General features: G+C 51.5%; 6 protein-coding genes and 1 tRNA gene. 4 read left to right on the top strand and 3 right to left on the bottom strand.

Features of this window, described 5'->3' with window-relative positions:
- Both GDA54_05270 and GDA54_05265 read left to right on the top strand, forming a co-directional pair.
- Nucleotides 1–218: hypothetical protein (locus tag GDA54_05270; GenBank protein MBC6497712.1), on the top strand; the 218-nt coding region annotated here is incomplete at its 5' end.
- Nucleotides 215–985 (top strand): sulfotransferase family 2 domain-containing protein, encoded by a 771-nt coding sequence (locus GDA54_05265; protein ID MBC6497711.1) that lies wholly within the window; start codon nt 215–217, stop codon nt 983–985. The genes GDA54_05270 and GDA54_05265, both read left to right, overlap by 4 nt.
- Here GDA54_05265 and GDA54_05260 read toward each other — a convergent pair.
- A tRNA-Val gene (locus GDA54_05260) sits at nt 936–1010 on the bottom strand. The genes GDA54_05265 and GDA54_05260 overlap by 50 nt on opposite strands.
- 173 nt (nt 1011–1183) lie before the next feature.
- On the opposite strand from GDA54_05260, the gene GDA54_05255 reads away from it, so the two are divergent.
- Both GDA54_05255 and ubiB read left to right on the top strand, forming a co-directional pair.
- Nucleotides 1184–1942 (top strand): ubiquinone/menaquinone biosynthesis methyltransferase, encoded by a 759-nt coding sequence (locus GDA54_05255; GenBank protein MBC6497710.1) that lies wholly within the window; start codon nt 1184–1186, stop codon nt 1940–1942.
- A 33-nt stretch (nt 1943–1975) separates the two neighbouring features.
- Nucleotides 1976–3571: a 2-polyprenylphenol 6-hydroxylase gene (gene ubiB, locus GDA54_05250; protein MBC6497709.1), complete on the top strand. Its 1596-nt coding sequence runs from the start codon at nt 1976–1978 to the stop codon at nt 3569–3571.
- Between the two features lie 19 nt (nt 3572–3590).
- On the opposite strand, the gene GDA54_05245 is transcribed toward ubiB, so the two are convergent.
- A complete protein-coding gene (locus GDA54_05245; protein ID MBC6497708.1) occupies nt 3591–4910 on the bottom strand; it encodes an insulinase family protein in 1320 nt (439 codons plus the stop codon).
- 26 nt (nt 4911–4936) lie between these two features.
- Entirely contained in the window at nt 4937–6235 is a 1299-nt protein-coding gene (locus GDA54_05240) for an insulinase family protein (protein ID MBC6497707.1), read from the bottom strand.
- Between the last annotated feature and the right edge of the window lie 53 nt (nt 6236–6288).

Genomic DNA, 6288 nt, shown 5'->3' with positions numbered 1-6288 from the left:
CCGAGAATATCTATGACACATTCAAGGGGATACGAGAGAAGGGCGCTGTGCGCCCGAAGAGTCTGACAGCGCGTGCGTGTTTCGAGGGTTTTCCAGAGGGTATAGAAAAGATAAAAAAGACCTATGCCATAGAGTTAGAAACGTTCGGTTATGACCTACCATGGTTGTCTGAGGGGCTCTCTGGGGGGCTCTCTGCTGAGGAAGAGCAACGGGTATGACGATTATTTCTTTCAAACACAGATTCATTTTCTTTAAGAGTGAGAAGGTGGCGGGGACAAGTTTAGAGATTGCTCTCTCCCATTTTTGTGGCAAGGATGACATCATGAGCAGGTTTGCATTTCCTAGAAGCAATACGTTAAGGGAGCGTCACTACCCGTATCCTGTGCGTTCCTTCTTAGATGTGGTGACAAATGGGGCAGTACGCAAGGTTAAGATAAATTCACCGATACCGGCTCGGAAGTACATGGGGGATGATACTTTCTTCTCTTTTCTCAAAATCTCTGTGACCCGCAACCCGTATGATAGAGCTGTCAGTGACTATGCTTGGCGTTGTAGGTCGAGGAGTGTTCAAGAGCGCTCAGTCTCTGACTTTAGAAATTGGTTTATGTGCCAAAAGACTCTGTATGCGCCCTATGCAACATTGACACTCGAGCGCCCCTATGATGCCGTTGATGTTATGATTCGTTTCGAGCATTTCGAGGAGGACCTCACAGCGCTTTCACGCAGGTTAGGACTAGCCGAGAATATCTATGATATATTCAAGGGGACACGGGCGAAGGGAGGTGTACGTCCGCCACAGCTCACGGCGCGCGCATGTTTCGAGGGTTTTCCAGAGGGGATAGCAAAGGTGAAAAAGAATTATGCCGTAGAGTTAGAAACGTTCGGTTATGACCTGCCATGGCTGTCGTCGGTGACGTCAGGAGGACAACAGGCGATGGTGGGCACGGCTGGGATTGAACCAGCGACCCCTACGATGTCAACGTAGTGCTCTCCCGCTGAGCTACGCGCCCTGATAAAAGCCCTTTGCAAAATGTCCTTCAGCTTTTTACTATGGAGGAAGAGAGAAGGCAAGGCAAAAGTGTGTGGTGCGCGGATGGCACATAGAGCCCATGCCATGTCCGTCCCATGCGCCTTGTTCTTTTTATAACCTCTATGCCAGCGCCTCTGTTTTGCCGTTCATGCCATGATGTCCCCGTCTCTTGTTCCCTTTGGCTTTCGCGACGTTACGAAGGAGGAGAAGCCATCTCTCGTTGATAGCGTGTTTTCTGACGTAGCCCATCGTTATGGCCTCATGAATGACGTCATGGCGCTAGGCATGCACAGGATATGGAAGACCATATTATGCGGGCGTATCCGCCTATCGTCCCCTATCCCCCCGTCCCCTCTTCATGTGCTGGACCTTGCATGCGGTGATGGCGACATAGGAATGCGTGTGGCGCGTGCTGGTGATGGCCGTCATGTCACGTTATGTGATGTGAATATTGCTATGTTACATGAGGGATACAAGAAGGCGTCTTCTCGTCACAGGTCTGTGACGTGGGTTAATGCGTCTGCTGATGCCCTTCCTTTTAGGCGTGAGTATTTTCATTGTGTGACCATAGGGTTTGGTTTGCGTAATATGGCGGATTATCGGGACGTGTTGCGTGAGATATATCGTTGTCTCAAGAAGGGAGGGCAATTGTTGGCCTTAGAGTTGAGCGCTGTGCGCGCTGCGTGTCTCGAGGATGTTTATCGTTGGTATGTCTTTCGTCATGTGCCAGCGATGGGGCGTCTTGTGGCGGGGCGTGAGGCTGCCTATCGTTATTTAGCCGAGAGCATCGAGCGCTTTGACTCGCCAGCGTGTGTCAGGGCGTCTATGGAAGAGGTAGGTTTTGTCAGGGCAACGGCTTGTCCCATGGGGATGGGCGTTGTTCATCTCTATGAAGGGTGGAAGGAGGAATAGGGCGATGGTCTCTTTAGATGGTGGCAGGTCTACGTGACAAAGGCAACGTTCATAAGTCGATGGGGGCGTTTGTTGCGTATGTGTTGGATTTTTGCTTGGCACGACAGCGCCTTTATTGTGGACATCGTGAGATTGCTTCCCACAAAGATGTCGATGGTGTCAAGGCGTGGCCGTTTTCCTACGTCGGGAGGCAAGGTTCGAGGCAAGCGTATCGCCACAGCCTTGACTCGTTTAGGCCCGGGTTTTATCAAATTGGGACAATTATTGGCGACTCGGGCGGACATCATCGGGCGTGATATGGCGGAAGAGCTCATGGCGTTGCAGGACAATCTTCCTCCTTTTTCCACCAAGCGGGCGCTCCAGAGCATCGAGACAGAATTTGGCAGGCCATGGCGTGAGCTCTATGCCCATATCGAAGAGAAGCCTATGGCGGCAGCGTCCATTGCCCAAGTCCATGCGGCGGTCACAACCGATGGCAAGCATGTGGCTGTTAAGGTGATTCGTCCCGATGTGGAGGCTATTTTTGCAAAAGATTTTGCTCTTTTTCGTTGGCTAGCGGCATGGCTGGACAAACGTCATCTGGTGATAAGGCGCTTATGTTTGCCGCAAGCTGTGGAAACATTGGAAGAGATTGTGCGGCGAGAGATGGATTTACGTATCGAGGCATCGATGGCGTGCGATATTAAGGGTTTTATGGCTGATGATAAGCGTTTTTATATTCCCGAGATTGATTGGACGAGGACATCGCGTCGGGTGTTGACGATGGAGCGTATTGAGGGGGTGCGTATTGACAATCATCAATTTGTGCAGGCCTCAGGGCTTTCTATGGAGACATTGGCGAAGACGTATGTAGAAGGTTTTTTTCACCAGCTCTTTATTCATGGGCTATTCCATGCCGACCTTCATCCGGGCAATGTCTTAGTGGATAGCAAGAAGCGTATCGTCTTGCTCGATTTTGGTATCACGGGGCGTTTAGATATGCGCAACCGCCATTATTTAGCGGAAATTTTCCGCGCCTTCCTAGAGAAGGACTATCGTCGCGTGGCGAGATTACATTTTATGGCGGGTTGGGTGCCTCTGGAGCAATCGGAGGATGCCTTCGTGGCGGCGTTGCGTGTGGTGGGTGAGCAGATCGTTGGCAAGTCATTGGACTCTATTGTCATCAGTGATTTGTTAGCGCATTTATTTTCTGTGGCGACAGAATTCGAGATGGCGATTCAACCTCCCCTGATGATGATGCAAAAGGGCTTGTTGTTGGTGGAAGGCGTGACGCGCGCCATGTGTCCTTCGGTGAATATGTGGGCATTGGTGCGTCCTCTCATTGAGAAATGGCAGAAGGACAGAGGGCGCATTGGGAAAAGGGTCGAGCGCATGGCGCATCGTTTATCCCTATGGCGTGATGACGTCCCGGGACGTCTTATGGCGTGGGCGAAGGATATAGAGTCTGTTGGACGGGACGGCATAAAACTTCATCCTGAGACCATAGAGGCATTGGCACAAGGCATGCAGAGGAGGAATCGTTCCCCTTCCCATCGTGTGACGCCAGCTTATCGCTTGACTCCACTCTTGCTGAGCGTTGCCATAGGCATGCTCTGTGGCGTTGCTCTTTATGTGTTGCTTCTAGGGTAGAGATGTCAGCGGCGGCAGTTCACTGACGCAAGACTGGCTGTCCTACGGCTGTGATAAGCCACGCATCGTCATGGAGGATGGAGCGCGCCACGCGCTGAATATCCTCTCTTGTGACGGCATGAAAGAGTTGCTCTCTTTTTTGCGGATAATCCTTACCGATACCCGTCATTTGCAGGTTAAGGGCAAAGCGCGCAAGGGACGAGGTGCGCACAAGGTTAAGGTAGAGGCTATGGATGACATAGGTTTTAGCGCCATCCAATTCTTCTTGGGTGATGGGTTCGTTGGCGATACGCTGTGTTTCCGCTTTAAGGATATCGAGGCTTGTTTGCACATGTTCGTTGGAGGTGGCAAGGGCGCCACGGAGCAAGGGAATGGCGTGGCTATCCCATAGAGACGTATAAACGCTATAGGCGAGTCCGCGTTTTTCCCGTATTTCGTCCATCAAACGTGCGCTAAAGCTGCCACCGCCAAGGATGTAGTTGAGGAGGTAATAGGCATAATAATCGGGATGGTGACGTGGCATGCCTTTTTTCCCAAAGGCGACCACCGTTTGCGGGATAGGGCGTTCCACGACATGGAGTGTTGGCGCTGGCAATGTCGCTTCGGGAAGGTCGGCGAGACGCCTGACGGCATGGGGAGTCCAATGGGCGAAGAGTCCATCAAGGATGGGTGCGAGTTCTTCCTGTGTGATGTCCCCTGCCACAGAGATAAGGAGGGTTTCTTGATTGAAGGCTTCTGTGAAAAAAGAGCGTATATCGTTCCTTGTGAGTCGCGCAATATCCTCTTCTTCACCAATGGATGGTGTCCCATAGGGATGGTTTGGAAAAGCGACACGTTGCCATTGCTCGTGGGCGACGGTTGCGGGGTCTTCTCGGCGTAGGCGAATGGAGGCGAGGCGTTCTTTTTTCAGTCGTTCGATGGCGTCTGCATCGAATCGTGGCTGTGTTGTTGCCAGCGTGAGGAGTTCCAGCCCTTTTTCCATGTCTTTCTTGAGCATTTTCATGCTTCCCCCGATTCTATCTTTGGATGTCCAGAAAGACAGAGAGATATTGTGTTCTTCTAGCGCCTCTTGAAAGGCTTTACTTGGGAGGTCTCCGGCGCCTTCCCGTAGCATATCCATCGTGAGGGATGTAAGTCCCTTTTTTCCTTGGGGGTCGAAGGCGCTTCCCCCCTCAATGGCGAATTGGATGGACACAATGGGGAGGTGATCGTCTTGGATAAGCCATGCGGTGACGCCTTTCTCACTTGTGACGTCTTGGATGTGGATACCGCTGTCTTTGGCGTGTGTGTCGTGGGTCGGAGAGAGCATAAAGAAGGCAGTGAGGAGGAAACGAAGCAAAAAGGAGGTTATGGGGCGGTGGCGTGTCATGGCGTGTTTGGGGGTTTGTCTTCTTTTTCTAGCCATGCAGTGAGGGCTTTATGTTCGCCTGAGAAGAGGCTCTGAGCGGCGCGCATGAGCTCTTTTTCTGTGACGTTAGAGACTTTCCGTGGATATGTTTCCACGTCATCGATGGTATGTCCAAGGACGAGGGCGTGTCCCATGATCATAGCGGGTCCCATCAGACTATCGCGGTCAAAGAGTGTTTGTGCAAGATAGGCATTTTTGATGCGTTTGACCTGTTGTGTGTCGAGGGGGGTTGTGAGGAAATCATCGAGGGCTTGGGAGATGGCGTCCTCTAGTGTGTCGAGGGAGACATTGGCGGCGGGAATGGCGACAATAGAGAAATGATCATAGTCGAGGGCGTGAGAGAAATAGGCGGAGACGGCAACGGCATGCTTTTGTTCGCGCACTAAGCGTGTGTAGAGGAAAGACGTGCTTCCTCCCCCTAGGACTTCGGCAAGAAGGTCGTAGACTTCTTCAGGTAAGCGTTCGCTATCGAGGTTCATGCTGGGCATTTTCCATAGGCGTTGCCATTTTTCTTGCATAACACGTGGGTCTTTGAGAGAGATACGTTGCTCTGTCCTTTGGGGCGGCGAGACACTACGTGGGCGTATGGCGGGTGAGGGTGTCTTTTTCACACTTGGAACAGCGCCATAATGTTTTTCGGCGAGGGTTTTGACTTCTTCTATGGATGTATCGCCACTGATAACGAGGATAGCATTATGGGGTTGATAATGTTGTCGGTAGAAGGCGAGGGCATCGTCTGTAGTGAGGCGCTGAATTTCATGTTCCCATCCTATGATAGGGTCGCTGTAGGGATGGTTAGGGTAGAGGGCGGCATCGACGGCTTCATCGAGGATGGATGTGGGGTCATTATCGACTCGTTGCTTGCGTTCCTCAAGGATAACGTCGCGTTCGGGATAGACTGTGTCGTCGGTAAGAATGAGTTGATGCATGCGTTCGGCTTCCATTTTCATGACGGTATCCAGCATATTTTTTGGGATTGTTTGAAAGTAGGCGGTGTAATCCTGTGATGTGAAGGCGTTATCGCGTCCTCCGTTGCGGGCGACAATTTTAGAGAATTCCCCTGGTTCGAGGTTTTTCGTTCCTTTGAACATGAGATGTTCGAAGAAATGGGCGATCCCTGATTTTCCATCTGGTTCGTCGGCAGCGCCTATTTTATACCAGACCATATGGGCGATGACGGGGCTTCTCTTGTTGGGGATGACAACGACATCCATGCCGTTATGAAGCGTCCATTGTTGTGCGCCAAATCCTGACATTGTGGGAGAGGCTTTGAGGGGCGTGTAAGGGATTATCATGAGGCAAGTGAAGA

This window comes from Alphaproteobacteria bacterium GM7ARS4 (assembly GCA_014332745.1).
Classification (GTDB): domain Bacteria; phylum Pseudomonadota; class Alphaproteobacteria; order GM7ARS4; family GM7ARS4; genus GM7ARS4.
The sequence above is the reverse complement of the archived record's forward strand: the minus strand, read 5'-3'. Positions and strand labels throughout refer to the sequence as shown.

What these genes read in the sequence shown, in the direction of transcription:
- GDA54_05255 (MBC6497710.1), top strand. Translation starts at nt 1,184, where the DNA reads ATGATGTCCCCGTCTCTTGTTCCCTTTGGCTTTCGCGACGTTACGAAG.
- GDA54_05240 (MBC6497707.1), bottom strand. Translation starts at nt 6,235, where the DNA reads ATGTCAGGATTTGGCGCACAACAATGGACGCTTCATAACGGCATGGAT.
- GDA54_05265 (MBC6497711.1), top strand. Translation starts at nt 215, where the DNA reads ATGACGATTATTTCTTTCAAACACAGATTCATTTTCTTTAAGAGTGAG.